We start from the raw sequence: 26,324 nt of genomic DNA, 5'->3' as shown, positions 1-26,324 counted from the left end.
GTGAGACTACCCGGTCATCGGTTCACTTCCAGTCGGCGCCGACGCGGTAGCCGCTCGCGTCGGCGCGCTGCGGGAAGGCGGAGCTGCGGGCGTATCCGTCGTAGCTGTCGAAGCTGTCGTACCCGTCGTAGCCGTCGCTCTCGTCGAGGTCCTCGGGGACCAGGCTCCAGACGATGAGGTCGGTACGCGTGTCGGCCCAGCCGCCGTCGGCCGTCTGCGTACGCACTATCCACGCGTTGCGCAGGACGCCCTCGCTGATGCAGCCGATCTTCTGCGCCACCTGCTGCGAGGCGGTGTTGTCGGCGGCGGTGCGCAGTTCGAGCCGCTCGAATCCCTGGTCGCGGAAGAGCCATTGGGCGACGGCGAGGACGGATTCGCTGGCGTAGCCCTCGCCGCGGGCCCAGGGAGCGGTGACGTAGCCGACCTCGGTGGCGCGGGTGCGCCAGTTGGTGCTCTGGAGGTGGACGATGCCGACGAGGCGCTGGGTGAGGAACTCGGTGACGGCGAAGACGATGCCGCGGCCCTCGGTGCGTTCGGTGTGGGAGTGCCGGGTGGCCCAGGCGTGCGCTTCGGCGGGGGTGTAGGGGTGGGGCGCGCTGGTCCAGGCGATCACGTGCTCGTCGTTCATCATCTCGGTGAGCGCGGTGACGTCCTCTTCCTCGAAGGGGCGCAGCACCAGCCGGTCCGTGCTGATGGTGACGTCCGGGAAGGTGGTAGTCATGCGCAGCTCCATGCCTGAGACCGTGGTGCGACCGTGTTGCGATGCGACCGCGGTGCGGGACCGTTCGTGCGGGACCGGGAATGCGGGTCGTAGGCCACAGCATGCAGCATCGACCCGGTGATGTGCAGGGCCGGGTTGCCCGGAAGCGGGCAGAGCTCGGCCCCGCACTCCGTCAGGGGCGTGCGGGGCCGAGATTCATGACCGGTCGAGCCGGAACCGGCTCAGGAGGGCCTGGTTCAGGAGGCGGGGGTGCCGAAGGCCGGGATGACCGAGCCCTGGTACTTCTCCTCGATGAACTTCTTGACCTCGTCGGAGTTCAGGAGCTTGGCCAGCTTCTGGACCCGCGGGTCGTTCTGGCTGCCGTCCTTGACCGCGAGGAAGTTGGCGTAGGGGTTGCCCTCGGCCTTCTCCAGGATCAGCGCGTCCTTGGCGGGCGACAGCTTGGCCTCCAGGGCGTAGTTGCCGTTGATGATCGCGGCGTCCACGTCGTTCAGGGCGCGCGGGACCGTGGCGGCCTCCAGCTCCTTGAACTCCAGGCCCTTCTTGTCGGTGATGTCGGACAGCTTGGCGCTGGTGCCGACACCCTCCTTGAGGGTGATCAGGTTGTTGGCGGCGAGCAGCTGGAGCGCGCGGCCCTCGTTGGTGGTGTCGTTGGGGACGGCGATGGTCTGGCCGGCCTTGATGTCACCGATGGCCTTGATCTTCTTGGAGTAGAGGCCGAGGGGCTCCAGGTGCACGTTCACGACGGGCACGACGTGCGTGTTGTTCTTCTTGTTGAAGTCGTCGAGGTACGGCTTGTGCTGGAAGTAGTTGCCGGCGACCTGGCCCTGCTCGGTGGCGGTGTTCGGCAGGACGTAGTCCGTGAACTCCTTGACCTCCAGCGTGAGGCCTTCCTTGGCCGCGAGCTTGTCCTTGACGAAGTTCAGGATGTCGGCGTGCGGGCTCGGGGAGGCCGCTATGACGAGGGGCTTGCTCTCGTCGGTCTTTCCGCCGTCCGTCTTGGCCGAGGACGGGTCCGAGGAGCTGCCGCAGGCGGTGAGGCCGAGGGCGAGCGCGGTGGCCGAGGCGGCGAGGGCGGTGAGCTTGATGTTCTTACGCACGAAGAGTGCCTTTCTTGCTGAACAAGTACCGATGACTTGCTGGTGGTGGCCCAAGCACGACAAGTGCGGGCTCATTGAGGGGGGAAAGTCTTTTCAGGCGGTCCGGCCGCGGCGGGCGAGGAGTCGCACCACGCCGTCGCCGAGCAGCTGGATCACCGTGACGAGAACGATCAGGACCACGACGGTGGCGACCATGAAGCCGGTCTCGAAGCGCTGGAAGCCGTAGGTGATGGCCTTGGAACCGAGCCCTTCGCCGCCGACGGCGCCGGCCATGGCCGAGTAGCCGACGAGGGTGATGACGGTGGTGGTGACACCGGCGACCAGCGAGGGCAGGGCCTGCGGGAGGAGCACCTTGCCGACCAGGGTCGGGATGCCGCCGCCCATGGACTCGACGGCCTCGATCAGGCCGTGGTCCACCTCGCGCACGGCCGTCTCGACGAGCCGCGCGAAGAAGGGGACGGCGCCGATGGCCAGCGGGACGATCATGGCGGTGGGGCCGATGAACGTGCCGACGACCGCGGTGGTGACCGGGATCAGGAAGATCAGCAGGATGATGAACGGCAGCGAGCGGCCTATGTTCACGATCACGCCGAGGACCTTGTTGAGCGGCTGGTTCTGCAGCAGGCCGCCCTTGTCGGTGAGGACCAGCAGGATGCCGATGGGCAGGCCGCCGAGTACGGTCACCAGGGTGGACCACAGCACCATGTAGAGGGTGTCGTAGGTGCCCTGGGTGAGCAGGGGCTGCATTTCGGACCAGGTCACTTGGCACCATCCTTGACCAGCGCGGCGAATTCGGTGTCGGCGTCTGCGGCGCTCTCGACGATGTCGACCTGGAGGCCCTGCTCGCGCAGGAAGCCGACGGGCACCACGTTGTCCTCGTAGCCACCGGGCAGTTCGATGCGCATGCGGCCGATCTGCCGGCCCGCGACGGTGTCCATCGCGGCGCCGAGGATCGAGATGTCGATGTTGTACGTGCGCGAGAGCTGCGAGATGACCGGCCGGACGGCCGCTTCGCCGTGGAAGGTGACGTCGACGACCGTGTGGTCGGGGCCGGTGGCGGTGCCGGTGACCGGGAAGAGTTCACCGGCGAGCTCGGAGCCGGGGGTGGCGAGCAGCTCGGCGACGGTGCCGGACTCGATGACCCGGCCGTTCTTCATCAGGGCGGCCGAGTCGCAGACCGACTTGACCACGTCCATCTCGTGCGTGATGAGCAGCACGGTGAGGCCGAGCTGCCGGTTGAGGTCGCGCAGCAGTTGGAGGATGGAGCGGGTGGTCTCGGGGTCCAGGGCGCTGGTGGCCTCGTCGGAGAGCAGCACCTTGGGGTCGCCGGCCAGGGCGCGGGCGATGCCGACGCGCTGCTTCTGGCCGCCGGAGAGCTGGGTCGGGTAGGCCTTGGCCTTGTCGGCGAGGCCTACCAGGTCGAGGAGTTCGAGGGCCTTGCGGGAGCGCTCGCGGCCGGAGACGCCGAGGATCTCCAGGGGCAGCTCGACGTTGGCCTGGACGGTCCGCGAGGACAGCAGGTTGAAGTGCTGGAAGACCATGCCGATGCGGCTGCGGGCCTCGCGGAGTTCCTTGCCCGCGCGGCGGCCGCGGCCGGCGAGGGCGGTGAGGTCGACGCCGTCGACGGTCACCGTGCCGGTGGTGGGGCGCTCCAGCAGGTTGACGCAGCGGATCAGGGAGGACTTGCCCGCGCCGCTCTGGCCGATGACGCCGTAGACCTCGCCCTCGCGGACGTGGAGATCGACGCCGTCCAGGGCGGTGACCTCACGGCCACGGGACTGGTAGACCTTCGTGAGGCCCGATGTGGTGATCACAGGATTTCCGTCGCTGTCGAGTGCGCGGCGCAGCGGGGTGCCGGCACGGGGCAAACAATCTGGGACGCGATACGGGACGAACCGTCAGAAAACGATGGCGTCGACGCGTGCGCGGGGCAGGAACGAGCCGTGCTGTTCATCAGGTGACGAGGCACTGGCGCGACTGGTCTCGCTTCGGGGCGCGAGGCTCAGGAAGGGGCCCTCAGAAGGCGCACATTCGACACATACAACGAGCACCGGGCGTCATCGTCGCCTCGGTCGCAAGGGTGCGGCTGCTCGTCGTGGTCATGGGCCCCAGTAAACCAGACGCATCCCCTGACCGATCAACGATGTCCGGATACCGGACGGAATTCGACCGCATGCCGGACAGAACGGCCACGGCCGGCCTTCCGTGAGGCGGCCGCTCCGCCACCGCTGACCTGCACCGACAGCGGCTCCGGGGCCCGTACCGCCACCTCCGTCCGGGGTGCGGCGACCGGGTCCGCTGTGGTCAAGACCACGGTCGGACACAGGGGTGCGCGCTTCGGGTCTTTCGGCCCGTAATACCCTCGCTGCATGCTCGACGCCCTGACGGTCGCCATCGGTGTGGCCGCACTCGCCCTCGCCGCCTGGTGCGGCCACGCCGCATGGCGGGATCAGCCGACCAAGGACTGGCACTTCATCGGTATGGCCGTCGTGACCGTGCTGGTCCTGGCGCAGCTGGTGATCGGCCTGGTGAAGCTGGCCCAGGGCGAGAAGCCCGACGAGGGCACGGTGATCTTCGTGGCCTACCTGGTGGGCGCGTTCGCCGCGGTACCGGCCGCCGGCATGCTCTCGCTGACCGAGCGGACCAAATGGGGATCGGTGACGGTGGCCGCCGGCGCCGTCGTGCTCGCCGTCCTCGAAGTACGGCTCTACGACATCTGGGGAACCACCGGTGCCTGACGCTGACACGACGACCGACCGGGCGGGTGCCGCGCCCGCCGACCGCAAGCGGCTCGTCTCCGGGCCCGGTCTGCTGCTGGTGTGGCTGTACGGGGTGATGGTGGTGGGCGCGGTCTCCCGGTCCGCCTACCAGATCTCCACCGAGTTCGACCGGGCGCCGCTGGCGTACTCCCTGTCCGCCGTGGCCGCGCTGGCCTACGCGTTCATCACGTACTCACTGGTCCGCGGCGGGGAGACGGCCCGCAGGGCGGCGCTGGTCTGCTGCGCCGCCGAGCTCGCCGGCGTGCTGGCCGTGGGGACCTGGACGGTGCTGCGGCCCGAGTCCTTCCCCGACACGACCGTGTGGTCCCGGTTCGGGATGGGCTACCTGTTCATCCCGGTGATCCTGCCGATCACCGGGATGCTCTGGCTGCGCAAGCGCCGGACGCCGACCGCCTAGCACTGGGCGGCGGGCGGCGGGCGCTACGCGCTGACCGTGAAGTCGGAGGGGTCCTTGGCGTCCTTCTCCAGGATCACCAGCCGGACGCCGTCGGAGGCCGTGCGGCCGCCGACCTGGACGTAGCCGGCCTTGCGGTAGAGGCGCAGGTTGGACTCGCTCTTGTGCCCGGTGTGCAGGCGGAAGCGGTTGGTGGTGCCGGGGCCCGCCAGGGCCTCCTCGACCGCGCGCAGCAGCCGCGCTCCGAGACCGTGACCCTGCAGGCGCGGGTGCACGCAGAGCTTGGCGATTTTGGCGATGCCGTCCTCGTCGACGTTGCCGCGCACGGTCCCGACGATCTCGTCGCCGAGCCGGGCCACCAGGACGGTGTCCGTCGCCAGTTCTCCCTTGAGGGAGTCCAGGGACTGGGTGAGGGGCTGGATGAGGTAGTTGCCGTACAGCTCGGCCTCACGCTGGAAGGCCAGGTACTGCAATTTGAAGATCTGCTCCGCGTCCTCGGCGGCCGCCGCCGAAATGGTCACGCTCATGCCCATGTGCGCATGCCTCCAGCTCACCTGGTAGCCCGTTGGTCTACCGCTCCTTTCCCCGCAGGCCAGGAGCCGCAACCTCTGCAGCCAGCATTCTGCGCAGACATCCCAGGCAACGGGAACGGACGGGCCCCAAACTTCCTTGTGAGATACCCAACTCTCCTGCGATTTCACGGTAAGTGAGGTCTCTGGGCGAAAGAAGTGCCTTCATCAGCTCCGGACAGCGTCCGGGCAACCGGGCGACCGCCGATCGGAGTGCGCGGTTCTCCTCGCCGTGCAGGAGGGCGTCCTCCGGTGCCGCCCCGGCAGCCGTCCCGGCCGGCGGACCGCCGTCCACGACATGCCTGCGGTGGCCGTCCACGGAGTGACGACGGTGGTCGTACGGAACCTCCCGCCTGGCCCGGCGCCGGGCGAGGCGTGCCTCCGCCCGCACCGCCCTGCGCAGCCAGCGCGCCGGCTCCGCGGGCTCGGCCGGATCCGGGGCGCGGCGGCCGCTCTCCAGCAGCCTGACCCAGACGGCTTGTTCCAGGTCGGCGGCGTCCACTCCGGCGCCCGGGGCCTCCGCGGCGGCCTCGGCGGAGAGCAGCGGGCCGAGCTTGTCGAGGAATTCAGCCTTCAACAGGTCCATGCCGGGCGGGACGAGTGGGCCGGGCCCGGCGGTTTCCCCGCCGGGCCCGGCCCACTCGTACGGGAAGCGGCGCTCAGCGGTTGACGGGGCGTCGGCCCGGCCGGAAGGCCTCCGCCGCGAGCAGTCCCGTGTCCGGGTTGTCGGTGAAGATCCCGTCGATGCCCTGTTCGAAGTAGGTCCGGAAGGCGGCGAGGGCGTCCCCGTACGCGGTGGGGTCGGTCCCCTTGCGGTACTCGGCGGGCAGGAAGCTGTTCTCGTTGCGCGCGGTGTAGGGGTGCAGCAGCAGCCCGCGTGCGTGGGCGTCCTCGACCAGGGTGGTCGGGGCGCCGAGCCCGCCGGACGCGTTGCGCGGGAGGATCAGGTCCATGGTCGGTCCGATGCCCTGCGCGAAGCCGGCGATCCACTTCAGCCCCTCGGGCTTCACCAGGTCCGCGACCGTGCGCGGGTCCCCGGCCACCTCGAAGTCCCAGGGGCGGGTGCCCGCCGCGGAGAGCAGGACCACGCGGGGCGTCGAGACCAGCCGGGAGAGCCGCTGGATGCTGGAGGGCTCGAAGGACTGGAGGAAGACCGCGGCGTTCCGGCCGTCGCGTCCGTAGCGGCGCAGCAGCTTGGCGAGGGGCTCCTCGAGGCCGAGGCCCAGACCCCGGAAGTAGCTGGGGTGCTTGGTCTCGACGTGCAGCCACACCCGCCTGCCGCGGCGCCTGCCCTCGCGGTCCGCCCAGCGGAGCACCTCTTCGAAGGTGGGCACGGCCCACTGGCCGTCGTAGAGCGTGTTGCGCTGGCGGACGGCGGGGATACGTTCCTTCGCGCGCAGGGTCCGCAGCTCGGCCAGGGTGAAGTCCTCGGTGAACCAGCCGGTGACCGAGACCCCGTCGACGGACTTGGTGGTGCGCCGGGAGGCGAACCCGGGGTGATCGGCGACGTCGGTGGTCCCGCCGATCTCGTTCTCGTGGCGGCAGACCAGGTGGCCGTCCCTGGTCGGGACCAGGTCCTGCTCGACGACGTCGGCGCCCAGGTCGAGGGCGAGCCGGTACGAGCCGAGGGTGTGCTCCGGCCGGTACCCGCTGGCTCCGCGATGGCCGATGACCGTCGGGTACGGAAGGTCCCGGTAGCCGTCGTCACCGTGCCCGTCGCCGTACCCGTCGCCCGCCGCGGAGGCGGATCCCGCCGCGAGTCCGGTGATGCCGGTCCCCGCCGCCAGGACGGCTGCCCCCAGGACCGTGCGCCGCGCTGCTCCACCCTGTGTCATGAGTGCCACTCCTCGTCGTGAACGCCGTGTCGCGGCCCGCGATCGGCGTGCCGATGGTAGGCAAAGGGGAGTGGCCGAGGGGGGTGCGGCGACGGCACATCCGGGGAACTTGGCGCAAACACGCGTCAACAATGCGTATCCGACACGTGAACCCGATGTGCGCCGGAAGCTGACCCGCGAGTATCGTCCTCACCTGCGCTACCGCCGCCGGGTGGGTGCGCGAACCGCTTTTCGATGCCGGAGGGCCCCACGTTGTTCCGTACGAAGCTCATCAAAGCCACTGTCGGACCGGTCATGCGCATGATGTTCCGCACCCGCGTGGAGGGCATCGAGAACATCCCCGGCTCCGGACCGGTGATTCTGGCGGGCAACCACCTCACCTTCATCGACTCCATGATCCTGCCGCTGGTGTGCGACCGTACGGTCCACTTCATCGGCAAGGACGAGTACGTGACCGGCAAGGGGATCAAGGGCCGCGCCATGGCCTGGTTCTTCACCGGCTCCGGCATGATCCCCGTCGACCGTGACGGTGCGAACGGCGGCGTCGCGGCACTGATGACCGGTCGCCGCATCCTCGAAGAGGGCAAGATCTTCGGTATCTACCCCGAGGGCACCCGCTCCCCCGACGGCCGGCTCTACCGCGGCCGCACCGGCATCGCCCGCCTGACCCTGATGACCGGTGCCCCCGTGGTGCCGTTCGCGATGATCGGCACCGACAAGCTCCAGCCCGGCGGTGCCGGCATGCCGCGCCCGGGCCGGGTCACCGTCCGCTTCGGCGAGCCGATGGAGTTCTCCCGCTACGAGGGCATGGACCGCGACCGCTACGTGCTGCGCGCCGTCACCGACTCGGTGATGGCCGAGGTCATGCGCCTCTCGGGCCAGGAGTACGTCGACATGTACGCGACCAAGGCGAAGGCCGCCTGACCCGGCCCGCTCCTACTGACGCTGGAGTGACCGGCTGACGCCCGCCGCCGTGGTGGTGGCGAGGATCCAGCCGGTCACGATCAGCAGGTACGACAACCACTGGTGCCATCCGCCCGGTGCGAAGGCCGCCTCCTGGCCGAAACTGACGATCGGCACCATCAGGTCGATCGTGTAGAACAACGCGTTGAAGTCCGGCGCCTCCCCCGCCTTCAGGGCGCGCGGCGGGTCGATCCCGTACGCGAGCGTCCCGGTCATCAGCAGCGCCAGCAGCCACCCCGCCGCGCGCAGCGGCCGGAACCCGTAGCCGACGGTGGCGTCCTGGAGCAGCCCCCACACCCGGGCGAGCCGGGGCAGCGTGTGGCGGTGCCGGCGCAGCTTCGCGAGCTGGACGGTCCGGGCCGCGGTCTCGTCGCCCGCCGTCCGGTAGGCCGCCGTGAGCTGTTCGTAGGCGTACGTGAGGTATCCGGATTCCTCCCGCTCCAGCGCGGGCAGTCGCTGCTCGGCCGGCAGGTGGGGTGCGAGGGTGCGGTAGGTGAGGCCGTCGATGGCGATCCGCGCGGGCCAGGCCTGCGGATCGATGTGGAGCAGGTCGAGGGTGGAGCGGCGCAGGTTCACGTCGCCCCGGATCTGATCGCACCGGCGCAGCCACAGCTCGCCGATCGCACAGCTGGAGGCGCGCAGGGCGGTCCCGTCCGGGTTGGCGAGGTCGGCGCGGGTGAGGTAGGCCTGGCCCGGTATGCGGGAGCCGGTGAGGTTGACCATGCCCCGGGCTTTCAGCCGGTGCGCGCGCAGGTCGGTGCCGACGGTCAGGTTCTCGGCGTGCAGGGCGATGGCGCCCGGCGCGAGCAGCTGGGCGCGGTCGAGCTGGATCTGGCCGCCGACCGTGGCTCCGTTGAGGCGGAGCTGGCCGTGCACGGTCAGGTCGTTCGCGATGATGTCGGTGTCGACCTCGACGTGGTTGAGCTGGAGCGGCGGCTCGTCCGCCTCCTCGCCGCTCGTGGGGCCGATCACGGCCCCCTGGAGGAAGAGCCCCCCGGATATTTTGGAGCCCTGCAGCCGTACGGGTCCGGCGATCCGGCAGCAGGAGAGCCGCAGGACCACGTCGACGCGCAGCGTGGAGGCGGTCAGGCCGGGCAGTGTGGAGTCGGCGAGGACCAGGGCGCGCAATTGGGCCCCGTACATCAGGGGCTTGCGCTCGAACCAGCAGTCGCGCAGCCGCATGGGGTGGTCGATGACGGCGTAGCGCAGGTCGAGCTTGCCCACGATCTTCGCGCCCTTGACCTTGAGCCCGGGGACCCGGCCCTCCACGGTGGGACAGGCGCCCAGCAGGACGGCCCGCAGCACCTCGGCGCGCAGGGTGCGCTCGGCGCCCCAGTCGGCGCCGTCGACGGAGCTCTCCTCGGGCGTGACATGGAAGTCGACCCCGTCGCCGCGCGGGAAGGCCTCCCAGACGCGACGTTCGGCCGGGGTCAGTTCGTTGATCTCCATCGCCGGGATGGTGTCCCGCGGCCGGACGGGCTGTCAACTCGGCCGGGGCCGTCATCGATTGGCGCTGCGTCAGTGCTCGACGCCCTCCTGGAGCCGCTGGCCCTTCAGCAGGAACCAGGCGGCCACGGCGGTGGCCAGCAGTACGGCCGCGCCGACGCCGGAGGCGAGTCGCAGCCCGTCCACGAAGGCGTCCTGGGCGGCGCCGACCATCACCTGGGCGGTGTGCGGATCCAGCGCCTTGGCCGCCTCGACGGCCCCGCCGAGGGATTCGTGCGCGGCGTCGGCGACCGGGCCCGCGACGGAGGCCGGGGCGGTGAAGCTCTGGTAGACGCCGGTGACGACGGAACCGAGCAGGGCGATGCCGAGGGCGGCGCCGAGTTCGTAGGCCGTCTCGGAGACGGCGGAGGCCGAACCGGCCTGCTCCTTGGGCACGCTGGACAGGATGACGTCGGCGGTGACGGTGAAGGAGAAACCGGCGCCGAGGCCGACGACGAGCAGAGCCGCGCCGAGCAGCGGGTAGCCGCTCTCCTTGTGGATCACGGTCAGCACGCCGAGGGCCAGGCCGATGGCGCCGAGGCCGCCCGCCACGACGGTCCGTACCGAGAACCGGCGGGCGTACCGGCCCGCGATCAGGCCGGTGACCACCGCGCCGATGGCGGCGGGCAGTTCGGCGAGGCCGGCCTCAAGCGGGTCGCGGCCCTGGACGAGCTGAAGGAACTGGGAGAGGAAGAAGACCAGTCCGGAGAGGCCGAAGACGGTGAGCAGGTCGGCGAGGACCGCGCCGGAGAAGCCGCGGTGCTTGAAGAGCCTCATGTCGAGCAGCGGCGACGGCAGGTTGAACTGGCGGCGTACGAAGGCGTACAGGGCGCCGGCGCCGACTGCCGCGGTGACCGCGACCTCCCAGGTGATGCCGTGGGTGGCGACTTCCTTGACGGCGTAGACCACGCCGATCACGCCGACGAGGGAGAGGCAGACGCTGACGAGGTCCCAGGGACCGGCGACCGGGTTCTTGGATTCGGGAAGGAGCTTGATTCCGACGACGACCAGGGCGATCATCACAGGAAGGTTGATCAGGAAGACCGAGCCCCACCAGAAGTGCTGGAGCAGCGCTCCGCCGACGACCGGGCCGACGGCTGCGCCGGCCGAGGCGGTGGCGCCCCAGATGCCGATCGCGAGGCTGCGCTCCTTGGGGTCGTGGAAGATGTTGCGGATCAGCGCGAGGGTGGACGGCATCAGGGTCGCGCCGGCCACGCCCAGCAGGGCCCGGGCGACGATCATCATCTCGGGGCTGGTCGCGTAGGCGTTGAGCACGGACACGGCACCGAATGCGGCGGCGCCTGTGAGCAGCAGCTTCTTGCGGCCTATTCGGTCGCCGAGGCTGCCCATGGAGACCAGGAGTCCGGCGATGACGAAGGAGTAGATGTCGCCGATCCACAGCAGCTGGGTGCCGGACGGCTTGAGGTCCTCGGAGAGCGCGGGGGTGGCGAGGCCGAGTACGGTCGCGTCGACGGCGACCAGCAGCACGGCGAGCACCAGCACGCTCAGGGCGAGCCAGCGGCCGCGGCTCTTGGTCTCCGTCCCGATCGGGCCGGTCAGCTGCTGGGTCGTGCTCATTTCTCCACACTCCGTCTGGCGCCACCGAGCAACAGCTCGATGATCATGTACTGGAAGTCCTTGGCGGCCACCCGGCCGTCCATCACGGCCCAGGCGCAGGTGCCGACGAGGCCGTAGAGGGCCTCGGTGAGCCATGCCGGGCTCAGGTCGATCCGGATGTCGCCCTCTTCCTGGCCGCGCCGGAAGAGCGCGCCGACACGGGCGTCGAGGCGGGCCCATCCCTCGTTGACCTCGTCGCCCTCGAACAGCTGGTTCTCGGTGACGAGGAAGGCCAGCAACTGGGCGTTGGGCTCGGTCTCGGCGACGAGTCGCCTGAGTGCCTCCACCGCCGTGCCCTCGTCGAGGCGGGCGTTGTCGAAGGCGACCTCGAACTCCCGGATGCCGAGGTCTTCGAGGGCCCGTACGAGGGCGTCGCGCCCGGCGAAGTGCCGGTGGAGGGTCGCGCGCCCGATTCCGGCGGCGCGGGCGACCTCGTCCATGGTGGCGGTCGACTTGCGGGAAAGCAGGGCGGCCGCATCGCGGAGCACCTGGTCACGATCCATGGCCATGAGACAAGCATACCCCGAATGAGACGCCCATGTCTCATTCCTGGTCGAAAATGAGCTGCCCGAGGGCGGCCGGAACGGAATCCTGCCCCGATGAAGCCACTGCTGTTGATCGACGTCGACGGACCGCTGAACCCCTACGCGGCCAAGGCGCAGCGCCGCCCCGAGGGGTACCGCACCCACCGGATGCGCCCGACGGGCTGGACGGAGGCCGAGCAGGCCAAGCCACTGCGCGTCTGGCTGAATCACGACCACGGGGCGGAGCTGCTCGCCCTCGCGGACGCCTACGAGCCGGTCTGGGCCACCACCTGGAAGGACGAGGCCAACGACTGGATAGGCCCGCACCTGGGACTGCCCCGGCTGCCGTTCATCGACTGGCCGGTGATGCACGGCCGGGCGCCGCGCGGCACGTTCTGGAAGACCCAGTACATCCTCGAATACGCGGGGGCGCGGCCCTTCGCGTGGATCGACGACGACATCACGGCCATGGACCGCGAGTACGTCGACCAGCGCCACCCGGCCCAGGCCCTGCTGATGCGCATCGACGAGCGGATCGGGCTGGTCCGTGAGGATTTCGACGCCCTGGCCGCGTGGGCCGCACCACAGCCGTCCGACTACACCGGGTGATTCGATCATCACTACCCGTGTTCAACGGGCTGATGCGGACTGTGATCATTTGGAGTGACTGTGCCCCCGGAGCCTTCCCCCGCCGGCCCCGGACCCGGGAGTCTGCTCTCCAGTGAGCCCTTACCCGGGGCGGGTTCACCTGCACTGATTCCGTCTTCAGCAGGGAGAGAACCATGAACGCAGCACGGAAGCTTGCCCTCGGCGCCACCGTTCTGGCACTGACGGTCGGCGGCGTCGTCGCCGTGTCCTCCGCGTCGGCCGAGCCGAGTCGGGCCCGGCAGGCCGCGGCCGTCACCACGGCCTGGGCGAAGGTGGCCGCGAACGGACAGGTCCTGGGCGGGCAGGGCATCACCGGCATCAACAGGTTCGGCATCGGCCGCTACAACATCACCACGTCGTCCGGCCTCAACGGGTGCGCCCTCCTGGGCACCGTCAACACCAACGGCGGCAACGACCCCGGTCCCGGCAGCTCGTCCATCCTGGTCGGCCAGGTGAACGGGAACACCCTCTTCATCCGCACCGCGACGCCGTCCCAGCCCGGCAGTGCCGCCGTGGACAGCGACCGGCCGTTCTCGATCAACGTCGTCTGCTGATCCCCGCACACGCCGCAGGGGCGGTGGGAGCCGGCGCCGGCTCCCACCGCCCCTGCGGGCACGGCGGCGGGCTACTGCTTGTGGGCCGCCCACGCGTGCTGGATGACCAGGTCGGCCTTCAGCTCGGTGAGCTGGATCGCGACCGCCGACGGGGCGGTGCCGCCGCGGCCGCTCCGCGAGGCCAGGGCGCCCTTGACGTTGAGGACCGTCCGGACCTCGGGGGTCAGGTGCTCGGAGATCTTCACGAACTGCTCGTCCGTCAGCTGGTCGAGCTCGATGCCCTCGCCCTCGCAGACCTTGACGCACTCACCGGCCACCTCGTGGGCCACCCGGAACGGCACACCCTGCTTGACCAGCCACTCGGCGATGTCGGTGGCGAGCGAGAAGCCCGCCGGAGCCAGCTCCTCCATCCGCTCCCGGTTGACCGTGAGGGTCGCCATCATGCCGGTGAAGGCCGGCAGCAGGACCTCGAGGGTGTCGCAGGAGTCGAAGACCGGCTCCTTGTCCTCCTGGAGGTCCCTGTTGTACGCCAGGGGCAGCGCCTTCAGGGTCGCGAGGAGGCCCGTCAGGTTGCCGATGAGCCGGCCCGACTTGCCGCGCGCCAGCTCGGCGATGTCCGGGTTCTTCTTCTGCGGCATGATCGACGACCCGGTCGAGAAGGCGTCGTGCAGGGTCACGAAGGAGAACTCCTTCGTGTTCCAGATGATGATCTCCTCCGCGATCCGGGACAGGTTGATCCCGATCATCGCGGTGATGAAGGCGAACTCGGCCACGAAGTCGCGCGAGGCCGTGCCGTCGATCGAGTTGCCGACCGAGCCCCGCTCGAAGCCCAGGTCGGCCGCGACCTGCTCCGGGTCCAGGCCCAGCGAGGACCCGGCCAGGGCGCCCGAGCCGTACGGGGAGACCGCGGTCCGGGTGTCCCACTGGCGCAGCCGCTCCGCGTCCCGCGAAAGGGACTGCACGTGGGCCAGTACGTGGTGGGCGAAGAGCACCGGCTGCGCGTGCTGGAGGTGGGTCCGGCCCGGCATCGCCACGTCGTGGTGGGTCTCGGCGAGGCCGACCAGCGCGTCCTGGAGGTCCGCGATCAGGCCGCCGATGATCCGGCCGTGGTCGCGCAGGTACATCCGGAAGAGCGTGGCCACCTGGTCGTTGCGGGACCGGCCGGCGCGCAGCTTGCCGCCGAGTTCGGCGCCGAGCCGCTCCAGCAGGCCGCGCTCCAGGGCGGTGTGCACGTCCTCGTCGGCGACGGTGCCGGTGAAGGAGCCGTCGGCCACGTCGGCCTCCAGCCGGTCCAGTCCGGCGATCATGCGGTCGAGCTCTTCGGCCGTGAGCAGGCCGGCCTTGTGGAGCACGCGGGCGTGGGCGCGGGAGCCGGCGATGTCGTACGGCGCGAGGCGCCAGTCGAAGTGGACCGACGCCGACAGCAGGGCCAGCGCCTCCGAAGGACCGTCGGCGAACCGGCCGCCCCAGAGCCGGACGTCACCCTTGTTGCTGCTCACAGCTACTGCTCCTCAAGACTGCATGGCTTTGACTGCGTGTAAGGCTCCGACGCCCCGGCGGGCTTCGGATGTGCAACCGCCTCCCCGCCGCGGAGGTAACGGGGAGGCGGCCTTGACTGCGGGTCGATCAGGCGAGGTCGCGGCGGGCCGCGATCTTCGAGGAGAGGCCGAAGATCTCGATGAAGCCCTGGGCCTTGGACTGGTCGAAGGTGTCGCCCGAGTCGTAGGTCGCGAGGTTGAAGTCGTACAGCGACTCGTCCGACTTCCGGCCGGTGACGACGGCGCGGCCACCGTGCAGGGTCATCCGGATGTCACCGGTGACGTGCTGGTTGGCCTCGTTGATGAAGCCGTCCAGCGCCCGCTTGAGCGGGGAGAACCACAGGCCGTCGTAGACCATCTCGCCCCAGCGCTGCTCGACCTGCCGCTTGTAGCGGGCCAGCTCGCGCTCGACGGTGACGTTCTCCAGCTCCTGGTGGGCCGTGATGAGCGCGATCGCGCCCGGGGCCTCGTACACCTCACGGGACTTGATGCCCACGAGGCGGTCCTCGACGATGTCGATCCGGCCGATGCCCTGCGCTCCGGCACGGTCGTTGAGCTGCTGGATGGCCTGGAGCACGGTGACGGGCTTGCCGTCGATGGCGACCGGGACGCCCTCCTTGAAGGAGATGACGACCTCGTCGGGCTCACGCGGCAGGGCCGGGTTCGAGGTGTACTCGTAGATGTCCTCGATCGGGGCGTTCCAGATGTCCTCCAGGAAGCCCGTCTCGACGGCGCGTCCGAAGACGTTCTGGTCGATGGAGTACGGGGACTTCTTGGTGGTCGCGATCGGAAGCTGCTTCTCCTCGCAGAAGGCGATCGCCTTGTCCCGGGTCATCGCGTAGTCGCGGACCGGGGCGATGCACTTGAGGTCCGGGGCGAGGGCGACGATGCCCGCCTCGAAGCGGACCTGGTCGTTGCCCTTGCCGGTGCAGCCGTGGGCGACGGTCGTGGCGCCGTGCTTCTTGGCGGCGGCGACCAGGTGCTTGACGATGGCCGGCCGGGAGAGCGCCGAGACCAGCGGGTACCGGTCCATGTAGAGGGCGTTGGCCTTGATCGCCGGGAGGCAGTACTCGTTGGCGAACTCGTCCGAGGCGTCGGCGACCTCGGCCTCGACCGCACCGCAGTCGAGCGCGCGCTTGCGGATGACGTCCAGGTCCTCGCCGCCCTGGCCGACGTCCACGGCAACGGCGATGACCTCGGCGCCCGTCTCCTCGGCGATCCAGCCGATGGCGACGGAGGTGTCCAGGCCGCCCGAGTAGGCGAGTACGACGCGCTCGGTCACGGGTTTCTCCTTACGGTGCATTCAACGACAGGCATAACTATGCACTACTCCGTATGTTTCGTCAATCGACTCCGTGCGCGAGCCCCGCGCAGCGCCCGGCCGCGCGGCTTGACCTGCGGATATATGGGAGGCGAAGCGGAAGCCCGATTGCCTACGCTCAGGGTCGGACGTCACGGGGAGGACGCATGGACACGGACACGACGACGGATATCCCGCCGCCCGGGAGCCCGGCGACCGCATGGATCGCCTTCGACCACGCCGTCCGCGACATCCACTACTGGTCGTACGCGAGCCCCCTCGGCGCGCCGCCGGCCGTGCGGCTGTGCCACACCGACGGCCGGATCCGCGAGGCGGCCCTCCGGGCGCCGCAGCCGCTGCCCGAGCTCGTCGCGATCCGCTGCGCGGACTGGGTACCGGCCGTACGGAAGCAGGCCCGGCGGGTACTGGCCGCGGCCCTCGCCGAGGACCCCGCGGGCACCCTGCGCCGGTTGACCCCGCTCGTCCTGCGGCTCGGCCGCCGCGAGCAGGGCGCGTGGGCGCTGGAGCGCTTCGAGGCCTCACTGAGCGACGCCCCGGCCCTTCTCGGCGAGCTGCGCACGAGCGAGGACCGGCCGACCCGGCGGTTCGCCGCGCGGCTGACCGTCGGTGCCGGGCTGCTGGACGTCCGGGAGCTGGCCGACCTGGCCGCCGGGGAGCCGGACCCGCCGACGAGCGGGCTGTGGACGGACGCGGCGCTGGCCGCCCTTGCCGCCGACGGCCCGGACGACGCGGCGATCGACGCCCTGCTCGGCGCGCACGGCGCGATGGTGCGCTCCGCCGGGGTCACCGCCCTGCGCGGGGCCGGCCGGACCGCCGAGGCCGCAGGGCACCTCGCCGACCGCTCCGGGCTGGTCCGGGCCTGCGCCCGCTGGCTGGTCCGCCAGGACGGGGGCGACCCGTACCCGCTGAGCCGCGCGGCGCTGACCGACCCCGCCCGCGTGAGCCCCTACGCGGTGACCGGTTTCGCCGAGTGCGCGCGCCGCGAGGACGCGCCGGTGCTGCGCGCCCTGCTGGAGCACCCCGCCGGCCAGGTGCGGGCCGCGGCCGTGGGCGGACTGCGCCTGCTGGACACCACCGACATCGAGCTGCTGCGGACGCTGCTGGACGACCCGTCTGCGGCGGTGGCCCGCGAGGCCGCCCGGAGCCTGAGCGGCTCCGCCGCGCGGCTGCCCGTCGACTGGCTGATGGCCCGCATCGTGCCCGAGCGGCCTTCGCACACCCGCCGGGCCGCCCACCGGCTGCTGTTCGCCCGGGGCGGGGTCGCCGGACTGCGCGCCTCCGTGGAGTTGCTGACGGACCGTGACACGGCCCTGCGGACCATCGCCGCGCAGCGGATCCGGAGCATGTGGTCCCCGTACCGGACGCCGGACCTGCCGCCGGGAGACCCGGAGGTCGGCGCCCTCCTGGACCGGTGCACACACCTGTTCAGCGATTACGTCATGCGGCGGATGCGCGCCTCGCTCGGACTGCCGCCTGCGCCCCGTACCGTCTGACAGGTGCTGCGTACCGCTCTCGTCACCGGCGTAACTCTCGTCGCGGCCCTGCTCCCGCAGGGACCCGCGCCCCTGCCCGACCGGCTCGCCGACACCGGCGGGGGAAGCCAGCTCATCACCGCTGTCGCGCCCACGCCCGGATCCACCACCGGCCGGGTGATCTGGTGGGAGCGGTGGGCGGGGCGCTGGCACGAGGCGGGGAGCGCGCCCGCCCGCTTCGGTTCGAACGGCCTCACCGACGGGGCGACCCGGACCCAGGGCACCAACACCACGCCGACGGGCCTGTACGAACTTCCCTACGCCTTCGGGATCCGGCGGGCGCCGGCCGGCACGGGCCACGCGTACCGGCGGGTGAGTGCCGACTCCTGGTGGTGCCAGGACAACGCGTCCGCCCAGTACAACCGCTGGGTCGAACCGCTGCCGGCGGACTGCGCGCCCGGCGAGGCCGAGCACCTGGTGACCTACGAGAAGCAGTACGCGCACGCGCTGGTCATCGGCTTCAACTACGACCGGCCCGTGCGCGGCCGGGGCGCCGGGATCTTCCTGCACGTCAACGGCAAGGGCGCGACGGCCGGTTGCGTGTCCGTGCCCGAGCGGGCCATGCGGGCGATCCTGCGCTGGGCGGACCCGGGCCGGCGCCCGCACATCGCGATCGGCACGGAGTCCGGGGACCTGGCCGTGACCCGGTACTGAGCCGGGCCCGGCCGGGCGCGGGAGGGCCCTCAGCTCTCCTTCTGCGCCAGACGCAGCAGGTGGTCGGCGAGGGCCTGGCCGCCCGCCGGGTCCCGGCTGATCAGCATCAGGGTGTCGTCGCCCGCGATCGTGCCGAGGATGGCACGGAGCTCGGCCTGGTCGATCGCCGAGGCGAGGAACTGCGCGGCACCCGGCGGGGTGCGCAGGACCACGAGGTTGGCGGAGGCCTCCGCCGAGATCAGCAGCTCCCCGGAGAGGCGCCGCATGCGCTCCTCCTTCGCGGACTCGCCGAGGGGAGCCTGCGGGGTGCGGAAGCCGCCCTCGCTCGGTACCGCGTAGATCAGCTCGCCGCCGGTGTTGCGGATCTTCACCGCGCCCAGCTCGTCGAGGTCGCGCGAGAGCGTCGCCTGGGTGACGCTCAGCCCGTCGTCGGCGAGCAGCTTGGCCAGCTGGCTCTGGGAGCGGACCGGCTGCCGGTTGAGGATGTCCACGATCCGGCGGTGACGCGCGGTGCGGGTCTGCGGGACGGCCTGGCCGCCTTGCTCGTTGTCCTGCGCCTGACTCATCGTCGTCTCATTCTCCGGATCCGTCCCCGCCTGCTGCGTCAAGGATGCCGGGCAGGGCCCGGACGAACGCGTCCGCCTCGGCCTCGGTGAGTACGTACGGGGGCATGAGCCGTACGACGTCGGGGGCGGGCGCGTTGACCAGGAAGCCGGCTTCCTGAGCCGCCTGCTGCACCTGGGCGGCGAGCGGCTCGGTCAGCACGATACCCAGCAGCAGTCCCGCGCCCCGGACGTGGGAGACCAGGGCGTGGCCCGTGGCCTCGATCCCGGAGCGCAGCCGCTCGCCGCGGGCCTTGACCTGGTCGAGCAGCCCGCCCGTGGCGATCGTGTCGATCACCGCGAGGCCTGCGGCGCAGGCGACCGGGTTCCCGCCGAAGGTGGTGCCGTGCTGGCCCGGCCGGAGCAGGTCGGCCACGGGGCCGAAGGCGGCCACCGCGCCGATGGGCAGGCCGCCGCCCAGCCCCTTGGCGAGGGTGACGATGTCGGGCTCGACGTCCTCGTGGGCCTGGTGCTCGAACCACTGGCCGCACCGGCCGATGCCGGTCTGGACCTCGTCCAGGACGAGGAGGGTGCCGGTGGCGCGGGTGATCTCGCGCGCGGCCGTCAGGTACCCGGCGGGGGGCACGACTACACCGTTCTCGCCCTGGATGGGCTCGATGACGACGAGCGCGGTCTCCTCGGTGACGGCGGCCCGCAGGGCCTCCACGTCACCGAACGGGACGTGCGTGACATCGCCCGGCAGCGGCCGGAAGGGCTCCTGCTTCTTCGGCTGGCCGGTGAGCGCGAGGGCGCCCATGGTCCGGCCGTGGAAGCCGCCGTCGGTCGCGACCATGTGGGTCCGCCCGGTCAGTCGGCCGATCTTGAAGGCGGCTTCGATGGACTCGGCGCCGGAGTTGCAGAAGAAGACCTTGCCGGGGCGGCCGAAGAGCTGGAGCAGCCGCTCGCCGAGCGCGACGACCGGCTCGGAGATGAAGAGGTTCGAGACGTGGCCGAGCGTGGAGATCTGCTCGGTCACGGCCGCCACGATCGCCGGGTGGGCGTGGCCGAGGGCGTTGACCGCGATGCCGCCGACGAAGTCGGTGTACTGCTTGCCGTCGGCGTCCCAGACCTGGGCGCCCTCGCCGCGTACGAGCGCGATCGCGGGGGTGCCGTAGTTGTCGGTCAGCGCTTCCCGCCAGCGAGCGCCGTACTCCTGATTGCCGGTGCCCTTCGTCATTCCGTTCCCCCTGACTGGTGGTCGGGCACGACCATCGTGCCGATGCCGGAGTCCGTGAAGATCTCCAGCAGGATCGAGTGCTGGACCCGTCCGTCGAGCACGCGGGCGGTGTTCACGCCGTTGCGTACGGCGTGCAGGCAGCCCTCCATCTTGGGCACCATGCCGCTGGACAGCTCGGGCAGCAGCTTCTCCAGCTCGCTGACGGTGAGCTTGCTGATGACCTCGTCGCTGTGCGGCCAGTCGGCGTACAGCCCCTCGACGTCGGTCAGGACCATCAGCGTCTCGGCGCCGAGCGCGGCCGCCAGCGCGGCGGCCGCCGTGTCGGCGTTGACGTTGTAGACGTGGTGGTCGTCGGCGCTGCCCGCGATGGAGGAGATGACCGGGATCCGGCCGTCCGCCAGGAGGGCCTCGATCGCGCCGGTGTCGATGGAGGTGATCTCCCCGACCCGGCCGATGTCGATGACCTCGCCGCCGATCTCCGGGCTGTGCTTGGTCGCGATGATGGTCCGGGCGTCCTCGCCGGTCATGCCGACGGCGAGCGGCCCGTGCTGGTTGAGCAGTCCGACCAGCTCGCGCTGGACGTGGCCCGCCAGGACCATCCTTACGACGTCCATGGCCTCCGGGGTCGTCACGCGCAGACCGGCCTTGAACTCGCTGACCAGGCCCTGCTTGTCGAGCTGGGCGTTGATCTGGGGGCCGCCGCCGTGCACGACGACCGGCTTCAGGCCGGCCTGCCGCAGGAAGACCACGTCCTGGGCGAAGGCCGCCTTGAGGTCCTCGTCGATCATGGCGTTGCCGCCGAACTTGATGACGACGATCTTGCCGTTGTGGCGGGTGAGCCACGGCAGGGCCTCGATGAGGATCTGTGCCTTGGGCAGGGCGGTGTGCTTGCGGGCGGTGCCGCCGGAGGTGCCGGGCTGGCCGGCCTTCTCGTCGCTCATGAGGAGTACGCGCTGTTCTCGTGGACGTAGTCGGCGGTCAGGTCGTTGGCCCAGATGACGGCGGATTCGCTGCCGTTGGCGAGGTCGGCGGTGATGCGGACCTCGCGGTCCTTCATCGAGACCAGGTCGCGGTCCTCGCCGACCGATCCGTTCCGGCAGACCCAGATGCCGTTGATGGCGACGTTCAGCCGGTCCGGGTCGAAGCCGGCCTTGGTGGTGCCGATCGCGGAGAGCACCCGGCCCCAGTTCGGGTCCTCGCCGTGGATGGCGCACTTGAGCAGGTTGTTGCGGGCGATGGAGCGGCCGACCTCGACCGCGTCGTCCTCGCTGACCGCACCGATGACCTCGATGCGGATGTCCTTGCTGGCGCCCTCGGCGTCGCCGATGAGCTGGCGGGCCAGGTCGTCGCAGACCGCGCGCACGGCCTCGGCGAATTCCTCGTACGCCGGCACCTGGCCGGAGGCACCGGAGGCGAGCAGCAGCACCGTGTCGTTGGTCGACATGCAGCCGTCGGAGTCGACCCGGTCGAAGGTGGTGCGGGTGGCTGCGCGCAGCGCCTTGTCGAGGGTGGCGCTGTCCAGGTCGGCGTCGGTGGTGATGACGACGAGCATGGTGGCGAGGCCCGGGGCGAGCATGCCCGCGCCCTTGGCCATGCCGCCGACGGTCCAGCCGGCCCGGGAGACGGTGGCCGTCTTGTGGACGGTGTCGGTGGTCTTGATGGCGATGGCGGCGGCCTCGCCGCCGTCCGCGGACAGGGCGGCGGCCGCGGTCTCGACGCCGGGGAGCATCTTGTCCATGGGGAGCAGGACGCCGATGAGGCCGGTGGAGGCGACCGCGATCTCCCCTGCGTTGAAGTCGCCGCCGAGGACCTGTGCGACCTTCTCCGCGGTGGCGTGGGTGTCCTGGAAGCCCTTGGGGCCGGTGCAGGCGTTGGCGCCACCGGAGTTGAGGACGACCGCGCTGACCGTCCCGCCCCGCAGGACCTGCTCGGACCAGTGCACGGGGGCGGCCTTGACGCGGTTGGAGGTGAACACGCCCGCGGCGGCCAGACGCGGCCCGTTGTTGACCACCAGGGCCAGGTCGGGGTTGCCGTTGGCCTTGATTCCGGCGGCGATGCCGGCTGCCGTGAATCCCTGTGCTGCCGTGACACTCACGGTGCGACTCCGATCGTCGAAAGACCCAGGCTCTCGTGAAGCCCCAGGGCGATGTTCATGCTCTGCACCGCGCCGCCGGCGGTGCCCTTGGTCAGGTTGTCGATGGCGCTGACGGCGATGATCCGCCGGGCGGACTCGTCGTAGGCGACCTGGACGTGGACGGCGTTGGAACCGTGGACGGATTTGGTGGACGGCATCCGGCCCTCGGGCAGCAGCTGCACGAAGGGTTCGTCTGCGTACGCCTTCTCGTAGGCGGCGCGCAGCGATTCCGCGGTGGTGCCGGGGAGCGCCTTGGCCGAGCAGGTGGCGAGGATGCCGCGGGCCATGGGCACGAGGGTCGGCGTGAACGAGACGCTGACGCGCTCTCCCGCGAGCGGGCTCAGGTTCTGCACCATCTCGGGCGTGTGGCGGTGTCCGCCGCCGACGCCGTAGGGGGTCACCGAGCCCATCACCTCGGCGCCGAGCAGGTGCGGCTTGAGGGCCTTGCCCGCGCCGGATGTCCCGGTGGCGGCGACGATCACGGCCTCGGGCTCGGCGAGGCCGCCCTGGTAGGCGGGGAAGAGCGCGAGGGTGACGGCGGTGGGGAAGCAGCCGGGGACGGCGATGCGCCTGGTCCCCGTCAGTGCCTCGCGGGCGCCGGGCAGCTCGGGGAGTCCGTAGGGCCAGGTACCGGCGTGCGGGGCGCCGTAGAAGGCGTCCCAGTCGGCCGAGTCCTTGAGCCGGTGGTCGGCGCCCATGTCGACGACGAGGACGTCGTCGCCGAGCTGGGCTGCGACGGCGGCGGACTGGCCGTGCGGGAGGGCGAGGAAGACGACGTCGTGGCCGGCGAGGACCTCGGGGGTGGTCGCCTCCAGGGTGCGTCCCGCGAGCGGCACGAGGTGGGGTTGCAGGGAACCGAGGAGCTGTCCGGCGTTGGAGTTGCCCGTCAGGGCGCCGATCTCGACCTCGGGGTGCGAGAGCAGGAGGCGCAGCGCTTCTCCGCCCGCGTACCCGCTCGCTCCGGCCACCGCTACACGTACCACCATCGGACCCTCCTCATCGATGGCATGACTATACGTACTTACGCACGTTTATGCAATGCGCTTGATCGCGGCGGGAGGGGCTCGCCGAAGGGCGGGCGCTCGCGGCACCCGCAGGAAAATATGTAGCAGGAAAGAGGGCGATCCGGCGTCGATTCCGCCGCTCGGACCGATCCTGGTCCCGTCGACGAGACGAATGCGGACCGTGGTGTGGACCGGGCGGGCAGCGGACGGCCTAGGCCGGGGCCTGCAGGGAGAGGTGCCAGTGGCCGGACCAGCCGGTGAGGGTCATCGTGGACAGCGGCCGGACGTCCACGTTCCAGTAGGTCAGCGGGGGCGCCTTCAGCGCGTACACCAGGGCCGCCCGGACCACCGAGGGCTCCGCCACCGCCACGATCGCGCCGCCGTCGTCGGCGGGCCGGGTGTCGAGCCAGCCGCCGATCCGGGAGATGAAGGCGAGCAGGGACTCGCCCCCGTGCGGGGCGGACCGCGGATCGCTCAGCCACTGATCCACCGCCCCGGGCTCGCGGGCGGTGACCTCGGCCAGGGTCAGTCCCCGCCAGCGGCCCATGTCGCACTCGCGCAGCGCGGGCTGTGCGAGGGGCGCGTACCCGAGGGCCTCGCCCGTGGCGCGGCTGCGCGGGGTCGGCGAGCAGTAGCGCAGCTCGGCCGAGCCCAGGGGTACGAGGCCCCGGGCGGCGGACTCCACCGACCGCCAGCCGGTTCCGTCCAGCGGGCGGTCGTCGTCGAAGCGCTCGGCGAGCAGCGAGGAACTACGGGCTGCGGCGACGAGCGAAACCCGAACATGCATGCGGTGATGGTGAGCCGCGTACCGCGTGCGGTCAAGCGTCCGGACCGAGGCCTTCGGCCAGGCCGGTGCGCAGCCGCCGGACCGCCTCGACCAGTTCGCCGGGGCCGGCGACCCCGGCGAAGCTCAGCCGGACGTACGGCCCCGGCGGTTCGGCGCAGAAGTACGGGCGGCCCGGAGCCACCGCCACCCCGGCGCGCAGGGCCGCCGCCGCGAAGGCCGTGTCGTCGCCGCCCCCGGCCGGCCGGACCCACAACTGGTATCCGCCCGACGGCAGATGCGGCAGCTCCAGGGCGGGCAGCTCCCGCCGCAGGGCCCCCGCGAGCACCTCGCGCCGGTGGCGCAGTTCGGCGGCCACCGTCCGCAGGTGGCGCGGCCAGGCAGGTGCGCCGACCAGTTCCAGAGCGGCTTCCTGGAGCGGCCGGGGCACGAAGAAGCTGTCCACGATCTGGATGGCGCGCAGTCGGTCGACCACCGGACCCCGGGCGGCCAGGGCGCCGACCCGCAGGCTGGGCGAGGTGGACTTGGTCAGCGACCGGACGTGCACCACCACCCCGTCCGCGTCCTCGGCGGCCAGCGTCGCCGGCAGCGGGCCGGCGTCCTCGTGGGCGAGGGCCCGGGCGTAGTCGTCCTCGACCACGAAGGCCCCGGCGGCCCTCGCGATGCGCAGCACCTCGGCCCGGCGGCCCGGAGCCAGTACCGCGCCGGTCGGGTTCTGGAACAGCGGCTGGCATACGAAGACCCGCGCCCCGGTCGCCTCGAAGGCGGCGGCGAGCAGCTCCGGCCGGACCCCCTCGGCATCCACCGGTACCGGCACGGGCCTGCACCCGGAGGCCCGGGCGATGGCGAGCAGCCCGGGGTAGGTCGGGGACTCGACCAGGATCGGCGCCCCGGGCGGGGCGAGCGCCCGCAGGGCGGTGGCCAGCGCGCTCTGCCCGCCCGCGGTGATCAGCACGTCGGCGGCGACGAGCGCGCCGCCGATCTCCCGGGCGAACCAGTCGCGCAGTTCGGGCAGCCCCTCCAGGGGCGGCCGCCCCCAGGCCCCGGGCCGCCGCCCGGCCCGGGCCAGCGCCGCCGCCATGGCCCGCTCGGGCTGGAGGGAGGGGTGCAGGTAGCCGCCGTTGAGCTCGATCACCCCGGACGGCGGCGCGGCCAGCGAGCCCAGTACGCCGGTGGCGTCGACGGACCGGGGGACGATCTCCCCGGCTCCCTCGGCGCTCAGGGCGACCTCCTGCCAGGAGGTGTCACCGGTCGCGGGGGCCGCCGTGCGCGGTGCGGCGCGGAAGACCCCCGCGCCGGGCCGGGTGACGACGAGGCCCTCGGCGGCGAGCTGGGCGAGGGCCCGGGAGACGGTGACGGGGCTGACCCGGTAGCGCTCCACCAGGGCCCGGCTCGACGGCAGCTTTCCACCTGTCGAGTAGCGGTTGAGCTCCGACCGCAGGGATTCAGCCAGCTCCGCCACACTGCTACGCTCATACATGACAGCACAGAATAGCGCTACTCTCCCGGCCACGATAGCGGTCAAGAACCCGGTTCGCCGGGGTACCGCCCTCGCCCTGCTCGGCGTCGTCGCCTTCTCGCTGACCTTCCCGGCCACCGCCTGGGGGCTGGAGAGCTTCGGTCCGTGGTCCCTGGTCGCGCTGCGCAGTGTCCTCGCCGCCGCCGTCGCCGGCGTTTTCCTGCTGGCCCGGCGGGTGCCGCTGCCCGCCCGCGAGCACTGGGCGGGCCTGGCTGTGGTCGCCGCCGGGGTGGTCGTCGGGTTCCCGATGCTGACCACCCTCGCGCTGACGACCTCCACCACCTCGCACGCCGCCGTGGTGGTCGGCCTCCTCCCGCTGACCACCGCGGCGCTGTCGGCGCTGCGCACCGGAGCCCGCCCCTCGCGCGCCTTCTGGGCCGCGGCCCTCGCCGGGGCCGCGGTGGTCCTGGGCTTCACCCTCGCGCAGAGCGGTGGCGCCCTCTCCGCGGGCGACGCCTACCTGTTCGCCGCCCTGCTGGTGTGCGCCGCCGGGTACACCGAGGGCGGCCGCCTCGCCCGGATGCTGCCCGGCTGGCAGGTGATCGGCTGGGCGCTGGTCCTGTGCCTGCCGCTCAGCCTGGCGGGCTCCGTGCTCGGGCTCGCGCACGAGCCCGTGCACCTCGGCGTCCACGGGCTCGCCGGGCTGATCTGGGCGGCAGCCGGCTCCACCTTCCTCGGCCTGTACGTCTGGTACCGGGGCATGGCCGAGATCGGGGCGCCGCGGGCCAGCCAGCTGCAACTCGCCCAGCCACTGCTGACCCTGATCTGGTCGGTGGCCCTGCTGGGCGAGCACCTCTCCCCGGCCGCACCGGCCGCCGCGTGCGCCGTACTCGTCTGCATCGCGGTGACCCAACGGGTCAAATAGCCCC

Annotated in this window: 27 protein-coding genes; 8 read left to right on the top strand and 19 right to left on the bottom strand. The window is 71.5% G+C overall.

Features of this window, described 5'->3' with window-relative positions:
- Positions 1-22 precede the first annotated feature (22 nt).
- The 4 genes from OG373_RS30850 to OG373_RS30835 form a co-directional block, all read right to left on the bottom strand.
- Positions 23-721: a GNAT family N-acetyltransferase gene (locus OG373_RS30850; RefSeq protein WP_405441600.1), complete on the bottom strand. Its 699-nt coding sequence runs from the start codon at positions 719-721 to the stop codon at positions 23-25.
- Positions 722-957: 236 nt separating this feature from the next.
- Positions 958-1,821, bottom strand: a complete 864-nt coding sequence (locus OG373_RS30845) for a MetQ/NlpA family ABC transporter substrate-binding protein (protein WP_405441598.1) — start codon at positions 1,819-1,821, stop codon at positions 958-960.
- A 93-nt stretch (positions 1,822-1,914) separates the two neighbouring features.
- Positions 1,915-2,583 (bottom strand): methionine ABC transporter permease, encoded by a 669-nt coding sequence (locus OG373_RS30840; protein WP_397738028.1) that lies wholly within the window; start codon positions 2,581-2,583, stop codon positions 1,915-1,917.
- Positions 2,580-3,635: a methionine ABC transporter ATP-binding protein gene (locus OG373_RS30835; RefSeq protein WP_398673483.1), complete on the bottom strand. Its 1,056-nt coding sequence runs from the start codon at positions 3,633-3,635 to the stop codon at positions 2,580-2,582. The genes OG373_RS30840 and OG373_RS30835 overlap by 4 nt, the downstream gene beginning before the upstream one ends.
- Positions 3,636-4,190: 555 nt before the next feature.
- On the opposite strand from OG373_RS30835, the gene OG373_RS30830 reads away from it, so the two are divergent.
- Together OG373_RS30830 and OG373_RS30825 are read left to right on the top strand one after the other, a co-directional pair.
- Positions 4,191-4,559, top strand: coding sequence for a hypothetical protein (locus OG373_RS30830; protein WP_189972692.1), 369 nt, complete (start codon positions 4,191-4,193; stop codon positions 4,557-4,559).
- A complete protein-coding gene (locus OG373_RS30825) occupies positions 4,552-4,998 on the top strand; it encodes a hypothetical protein (RefSeq protein ID WP_405441595.1) in 447 nt (148 codons plus the stop codon). The genes OG373_RS30830 and OG373_RS30825 overlap by 8 nt, the downstream gene beginning before the upstream one ends.
- Before the next feature lie 23 nt (positions 4,999-5,021).
- On the opposite strand, the gene OG373_RS30820 is transcribed toward OG373_RS30825, so the two are convergent.
- From OG373_RS30820 to OG373_RS30810, 3 genes are all read right to left on the bottom strand, one after another.
- Positions 5,022-5,528: a GNAT family N-acetyltransferase gene (locus OG373_RS30820; RefSeq protein ID WP_405441593.1), complete on the bottom strand. Its 507-nt coding sequence runs from the start codon at positions 5,526-5,528 to the stop codon at positions 5,022-5,024.
- A 37-nt stretch (positions 5,529-5,565) separates the two neighbouring features.
- Positions 5,566-6,150, bottom strand: a complete 585-nt coding sequence (locus OG373_RS30815; protein ID WP_405441592.1) for an RNA polymerase sigma factor — start codon at positions 6,148-6,150, stop codon at positions 5,566-5,568.
- A 73-nt stretch (positions 6,151-6,223) separates the two neighbouring features.
- A complete protein-coding gene (locus OG373_RS30810; RefSeq protein WP_405441591.1) occupies positions 6,224-7,399 on the bottom strand; it encodes a glycerophosphodiester phosphodiesterase in 1,176 nt (391 codons plus the stop codon).
- 234 nt (positions 7,400-7,633) lie between these two features.
- On the opposite strand from OG373_RS30810, the gene OG373_RS30805 reads away from it, so the two are divergent.
- Entirely contained in the window at positions 7,634-8,323 is a 690-nt protein-coding gene (locus OG373_RS30805; protein ID WP_189972696.1) for a 1-acyl-sn-glycerol-3-phosphate acyltransferase, read from the top strand.
- A gap of 12 nt (positions 8,324-8,335) precedes the next feature.
- Here OG373_RS30805 and OG373_RS30800 read toward each other — a convergent pair whose 3' ends face one another.
- From OG373_RS30800 to OG373_RS30790, 3 genes are all read right to left on the bottom strand, one after another.
- Positions 8,336-9,811 carry a membrane-associated oxidoreductase gene (locus OG373_RS30800; protein ID WP_405441589.1) on the bottom strand — a complete coding sequence of 492 codons (1,476 nt, stop codon included), beginning with the start codon at positions 9,809-9,811 and terminating at the stop codon, positions 8,336-8,338.
- Positions 9,812-9,880: 69 nt separating this feature from the next.
- A complete protein-coding gene (locus tag OG373_RS30795; RefSeq protein WP_405441588.1) occupies positions 9,881-11,425 on the bottom strand; it encodes an MFS transporter in 1,545 nt (514 codons plus the stop codon).
- Positions 11,422-11,973 (bottom strand): TetR/AcrR family transcriptional regulator, encoded by a 552-nt coding sequence (locus OG373_RS30790; protein ID WP_405441586.1) that lies wholly within the window; start codon positions 11,971-11,973, stop codon positions 11,422-11,424. Before OG373_RS30790 ends, OG373_RS30795 begins: the two co-directional genes overlap by 4 nt.
- 90 nt (positions 11,974-12,063) lie before the next feature.
- Between OG373_RS30790 and OG373_RS30785 the strand changes: the two genes are divergently transcribed.
- Complete coding sequence (locus tag OG373_RS30785) at positions 12,064-12,597, top strand: HAD domain-containing protein (RefSeq protein WP_405441585.1); 534 nt, start codon at positions 12,064-12,066, stop codon at positions 12,595-12,597.
- A 173-nt stretch (positions 12,598-12,770) separates the two neighbouring features.
- Entirely contained in the window at positions 12,771-13,190 is a 420-nt protein-coding gene (locus OG373_RS30780; protein ID WP_405441583.1) for a hypothetical protein, read from the top strand.
- Between the two features lie 71 nt (positions 13,191-13,261).
- On the opposite strand, the gene argH is transcribed toward OG373_RS30780, so the two are convergent.
- Both argH and OG373_RS30770 read right to left on the bottom strand, forming a co-directional pair.
- Positions 13,262-14,689, bottom strand: coding sequence for an argininosuccinate lyase (argH, locus tag OG373_RS30775; RefSeq protein WP_189972701.1), 1,428 nt, complete (start codon positions 14,687-14,689; stop codon positions 13,262-13,264).
- 127 nt (positions 14,690-14,816) lie between these two features.
- Positions 14,817-16,010 (bottom strand): argininosuccinate synthase, encoded by a 1,194-nt coding sequence (locus OG373_RS30770; RefSeq protein ID WP_351824100.1) that lies wholly within the window; start codon positions 16,008-16,010, stop codon positions 14,817-14,819.
- A gap of 185 nt (positions 16,011-16,195) precedes the next feature.
- Here OG373_RS30770 and OG373_RS30765 point away from each other — a divergent pair, with 185 nt between their 5' ends.
- Positions 16,196-17,542, top strand: a complete 1,347-nt coding sequence (locus OG373_RS30765) for a HEAT repeat domain-containing protein (RefSeq protein WP_405441581.1) — start codon at positions 16,196-16,198, stop codon at positions 17,540-17,542.
- 6 nt (positions 17,543-17,548) lie between these two features.
- On the top strand, positions 17,549-18,235 hold the full coding sequence (locus tag OG373_RS30760; protein ID WP_405444267.1) for a L,D-transpeptidase: 687 nt from the start codon (positions 17,549-17,551) through the stop codon (positions 18,233-18,235).
- Between the two features lie 29 nt (positions 18,236-18,264).
- Here the strand turns inward: OG373_RS30760 and OG373_RS30755 are convergent, their stop codons facing one another.
- From OG373_RS30755 to OG373_RS30725, 7 genes are all read right to left on the bottom strand, one after another.
- Positions 18,265-18,801 carry an arginine repressor gene (locus tag OG373_RS30755; RefSeq protein ID WP_030010023.1) on the bottom strand — a complete coding sequence of 179 codons (537 nt, stop codon included), beginning with the start codon at positions 18,799-18,801 and terminating at the stop codon, positions 18,265-18,267.
- Positions 18,802-18,808: 7 nt separating this feature from the next.
- Positions 18,809-20,014, bottom strand: a complete 1,206-nt coding sequence (locus OG373_RS30750; protein WP_405441580.1) for an acetylornithine transaminase — start codon at positions 20,012-20,014, stop codon at positions 18,809-18,811.
- Complete coding sequence (gene argB, locus OG373_RS30745) at positions 20,011-20,955, bottom strand: acetylglutamate kinase (protein ID WP_398673522.1); 945 nt, start codon at positions 20,953-20,955, stop codon at positions 20,011-20,013. Before argB ends, OG373_RS30750 begins: the two co-directional genes overlap by 4 nt.
- Positions 20,952-22,109: a bifunctional glutamate N-acetyltransferase/amino-acid acetyltransferase ArgJ gene (gene argJ, locus OG373_RS30740; RefSeq protein WP_405441579.1), complete on the bottom strand. Its 1,158-nt coding sequence runs from the start codon at positions 22,107-22,109 to the stop codon at positions 20,952-20,954. The genes argB and argJ overlap by 4 nt, the downstream gene beginning before the upstream one ends.
- The gene (argC, locus tag OG373_RS30735; RefSeq protein ID WP_405441578.1) at positions 22,106-23,134 is read right to left on the bottom strand and encodes an N-acetyl-gamma-glutamyl-phosphate reductase; all 1,029 of its coding nucleotides are present in this window, start codon (positions 23,132-23,134) and stop codon (positions 22,106-22,108) included. Before argC ends, argJ begins: the two co-directional genes overlap by 4 nt.
- Positions 23,135-23,363: 229 nt before the next feature.
- Positions 23,364-23,939 carry a histidine phosphatase family protein gene (locus tag OG373_RS30730; RefSeq protein ID WP_405441576.1) on the bottom strand — a complete coding sequence of 192 codons (576 nt, stop codon included), beginning with the start codon at positions 23,937-23,939 and terminating at the stop codon, positions 23,364-23,366.
- Positions 23,940-23,970: 31 nt separating this feature from the next.
- The gene (locus OG373_RS30725) at positions 23,971-25,416 is read right to left on the bottom strand and encodes a PLP-dependent aminotransferase family protein (protein ID WP_405441574.1); all 1,446 of its coding nucleotides are present in this window, start codon (positions 25,414-25,416) and stop codon (positions 23,971-23,973) included.
- Between OG373_RS30725 and OG373_RS30720 the strand changes: the two genes are divergently transcribed.
- Positions 25,415-26,320 (top strand): DMT family transporter, encoded by a 906-nt coding sequence (locus OG373_RS30720; RefSeq protein ID WP_397737989.1) that lies wholly within the window; start codon positions 25,415-25,417, stop codon positions 26,318-26,320. The two genes, OG373_RS30725 and OG373_RS30720, sit on opposite strands and share 2 nt — an antisense overlap.
- The last annotated feature ends 4 nt before the right edge of the window (positions 26,321-26,324 follow it).

The organism is Streptomyces avidinii (assembly GCF_045161815.1).
Classification (GTDB): Bacteria; Actinomycetota; Actinomycetes; order Streptomycetales; family Streptomycetaceae; genus Streptomyces; species Streptomyces avidinii.
The sequence above is the reverse complement of the archived record's forward strand: the minus strand, read 5'-3'. Positions and strand labels throughout refer to the sequence as shown.

Excerpts from the sequence above, each read along its gene's own strand:
- OG373_RS30850 (WP_405441600.1), bottom strand. The coding sequence starts at position 721 with ATGACTACCACCTTCCCGGACGTCACCATCAGCACGGACCGGCTGGTG.
- OG373_RS30830 (WP_189972692.1), top strand. The coding sequence starts at position 4,191 with ATGCTCGACGCCCTGACGGTCGCCATCGGTGTGGCCGCACTCGCCCTC.
- OG373_RS30820 (WP_405441593.1), bottom strand. The coding sequence starts at position 5,528 with ATGGGCATGAGCGTGACCATTTCGGCGGCGGCCGCCGAGGACGCGGAG.
- OG373_RS30815 (WP_405441592.1), bottom strand. The coding sequence starts at position 6,150 with ATGGACCTGTTGAAGGCTGAATTCCTCGACAAGCTCGGCCCGCTGCTC.
- OG373_RS30810 (WP_405441591.1), bottom strand. The coding sequence starts at position 7,399 with ATGACACAGGGTGGAGCAGCGCGGCGCACGGTCCTGGGGGCAGCCGTC.
- OG373_RS30805 (WP_189972696.1), top strand. The coding sequence starts at position 7,634 with ATGCCGGAGGGCCCCACGTTGTTCCGTACGAAGCTCATCAAAGCCACT.
- OG373_RS30800 (WP_405441589.1), bottom strand. The coding sequence starts at position 9,811 with ATGGAGATCAACGAACTGACCCCGGCCGAACGTCGCGTCTGGGAGGCC.
- OG373_RS30795 (WP_405441588.1), bottom strand. The coding sequence starts at position 11,425 with ATGAGCACGACCCAGCAGCTGACCGGCCCGATCGGGACGGAGACCAAG.
- OG373_RS30790 (WP_405441586.1), bottom strand. The coding sequence starts at position 11,973 with ATGGCCATGGATCGTGACCAGGTGCTCCGCGATGCGGCCGCCCTGCTT.
- OG373_RS30785 (WP_405441585.1), top strand. The coding sequence starts at position 12,064 with ATGAAGCCACTGCTGTTGATCGACGTCGACGGACCGCTGAACCCCTAC.
- OG373_RS30780 (WP_405441583.1), top strand. The coding sequence starts at position 12,771 with ATGAACGCAGCACGGAAGCTTGCCCTCGGCGCCACCGTTCTGGCACTG.
- OG373_RS30765 (WP_405441581.1), top strand. The coding sequence starts at position 16,196 with ATGGACACGGACACGACGACGGATATCCCGCCGCCCGGGAGCCCGGCG.
- OG373_RS30755 (WP_030010023.1), bottom strand. The coding sequence starts at position 18,801 with ATGAGTCAGGCGCAGGACAACGAGCAAGGCGGCCAGGCCGTCCCGCAG.
- OG373_RS30750 (WP_405441580.1), bottom strand. The coding sequence starts at position 20,014 with ATGACGAAGGGCACCGGCAATCAGGAGTACGGCGCTCGCTGGCGGGAA.
- argB (WP_398673522.1), bottom strand. The coding sequence starts at position 20,955 with ATGAGCGACGAGAAGGCCGGCCAGCCCGGCACCTCCGGCGGCACCGCC.
- argC (WP_405441578.1), bottom strand. The coding sequence starts at position 23,134 with ATGGTGGTACGTGTAGCGGTGGCCGGAGCGAGCGGGTACGCGGGCGGA.
- OG373_RS30730 (WP_405441576.1), bottom strand. The coding sequence starts at position 23,939 with ATGCATGTTCGGGTTTCGCTCGTCGCCGCAGCCCGTAGTTCCTCGCTG.
- OG373_RS30720 (WP_397737989.1), top strand. The coding sequence starts at position 25,415 with ATGACAGCACAGAATAGCGCTACTCTCCCGGCCACGATAGCGGTCAAG.
- OG373_RS30725 (WP_405441574.1), bottom strand. The coding sequence starts at position 25,416 with ATGTATGAGCGTAGCAGTGTGGCGGAGCTGGCTGAATCCCTGCGGTCG.